Origin of the sequence: Paenarthrobacter sp. NPDC089307 (genome assembly GCF_040685055.1) — a bacterium.
GTDB lineage: Bacteria > Actinomycetota > Actinomycetes > Actinomycetales > Micrococcaceae > Arthrobacter.
In genome coordinates, this window is record NZ_JBFBHE010000012.1 from 1 (window position 1) to 1,637 (window position 1,637).

Sequence of the window (1,637 nt, forward strand, 5' to 3'; positions counted from 1 at the left end):
GAGGGTGTGGGAGAGTAGGACACCGCCGGACACACATTAGCAAGAGCCCCGACCACACGGTCGGGGCTCTTCGCACTTAAAAACAACACCACACCCGGAAACCACACCAAGCCAGCGCGGCCCGAAGACCGGCCGGTTCAGCGCAGCCCGAAAACCCCCGGGGGCCTAACCCGAAAAGAACTCCGACAACTCAGAGATCAACTTCTCCGGAGCCCTGTTCGGAGCGAGCTGGTGTCATTGACGGCGCACAGTGCTTGCATACGAATCAGCCGCCCGTTGAGCCCAAAGGTGGGCGACCCGGCGTCGAACGCTGTTGTTATCAGCTCCTGGCCGATATCGGCTGATTGCCAAGGCGCCCAGGGCCGCGTTCGAGGCCTCCAACTGAACCCAAGTACCGCCTCTTGACTAGCGGTGGCAATCCTGGCCGAGCCGAGGGGTCCCGGCGGCGACTCCGTTAGGCGGGCCAAGGCCAGCAAGGGACGGTCTTCTTGCGCCACGGATTCTCCTCCACCTGTGCTTCCAGCATGGCGATGACCTCCGCCGGCGGGCGGCCTTCCAAGCACGCAGGGGCGAAGTGCTCGACGACGGTCTGCCGCATCCCGATCAGTCCTCTCACCTCAAGAACCGCTCAGACTCCGCACTCTATTACGTTGCGAGAGGAAGATTCCCGTGCTTACCGAACTCCCAGCATGGCTATGGGAGATCCCGGGGACTCCATGCCCGATGCTATTTACAGCGGGCTGATAACCAGGCAGGTACCCGAAGACTTCCGATCAAACACTGAGAGTAGTGGCAAAGCCGAGCCATGGTCCGGTAGGCCTCTTGCGGCGCCCCTGAATGACGGCGGTTATGGCTTAGGGCTCGTCGCTCGAATGAGCTCGCAAGGAATTTTGCTCGGCTACTTCTTCGCCCCGAAGTGGGCGCAGGTCCCGAGCCTCCCAGAAGTGAAAAGCCTCTCTCCGAACGACTCCGTCCTCATCGGAAGGTTCAGCTCTCTGGGCCTGAAGCAAGGAGCGTGGGAGGTGCTTGGCTCCGTGCTGGGCTGGGTACCGGAGGAGTGGCACTTGCCCGTCTTCGCGCGGACGGAACTGATTACTGGCCGGTCAATTCGGGTGCATTACGACGACTCCGACCCCAGTTGGCGCTTGGGCGAGGAGACAGCCCCTGGTGGCGACAATGAGGGAAAGCCCGAAGACGGACTAATGGGTGCCGGATATGTAGAGAACGTTCTGATGGGGCTACTCGCACAGCCCTAAGGTGACCCGTCCTCCCACCGGGCGGGGCCCGGGTCACGGCTGTGTGGTGGTGGTGTGTTCGACGGCGGTTGGGTGGGGTTTTGGGGGTATGTGGGGTGGGGTTTGGGGTGGATTTGCGTTGGGGGTGTGGGGCGTGTATTGTTTTCTGAGTCGCCGGGTGCGAAACGGAAAGCCGGAAGGTGTGTACGGTTCGGTAGGCGGCCAAAAATAACTCTTCTTTTCCAATGGCCCTGTTGTGGTGCGCTGCTTTGTGTGGTGTTCCGGTCGGGGTGATGTTTTGGGGGGTCTGTTGTTTGAGAACTCAATAGTGTGCCAAGTTTGTTGATACCGATTGTTTTTTGATTGGTTGAATTTATGCCAGGTTGCTGCGCACCCCCGTGT

At 60.5% G+C, this 1,637-nt stretch carries 2 protein-coding genes; one reads left to right on the plus strand and one right to left on the minus strand.

Annotation, left to right across the window (positions count from 1 at the left end; translation table 11 throughout):
- Nucleotides 1–454: 454 nt before the first annotated feature.
- A complete protein-coding gene (locus tag AB0N72_RS20195; RefSeq protein WP_363934880.1) occupies nt 455–598 on the minus strand; it encodes a hypothetical protein in 144 nt (47 codons plus the stop codon).
- Nucleotides 599–716: 118 nt separating this feature from the next.
- On the opposite strand from AB0N72_RS20195, the gene AB0N72_RS20200 reads away from it, so the two are divergent.
- A complete protein-coding gene (locus AB0N72_RS20200; protein WP_363934882.1) occupies nt 717–1,256 on the plus strand; it encodes an Imm26 family immunity protein in 540 nt (179 codons plus the stop codon).
- The last annotated feature ends 381 nt before the right edge of the window (nt 1,257–1,637 follow it).

Excerpts from the sequence above, each read along its gene's own strand:
- AB0N72_RS20195 (WP_363934880.1), bottom strand. The coding sequence starts at position 598 with ATGCGGCAGACCGTCGTCGAGCACTTCGCCCCTGCGTGCTTGGAAGGC.
- AB0N72_RS20200 (WP_363934882.1), top strand. The coding sequence starts at position 717 with ATGCCCGATGCTATTTACAGCGGGCTGATAACCAGGCAGGTACCCGAA.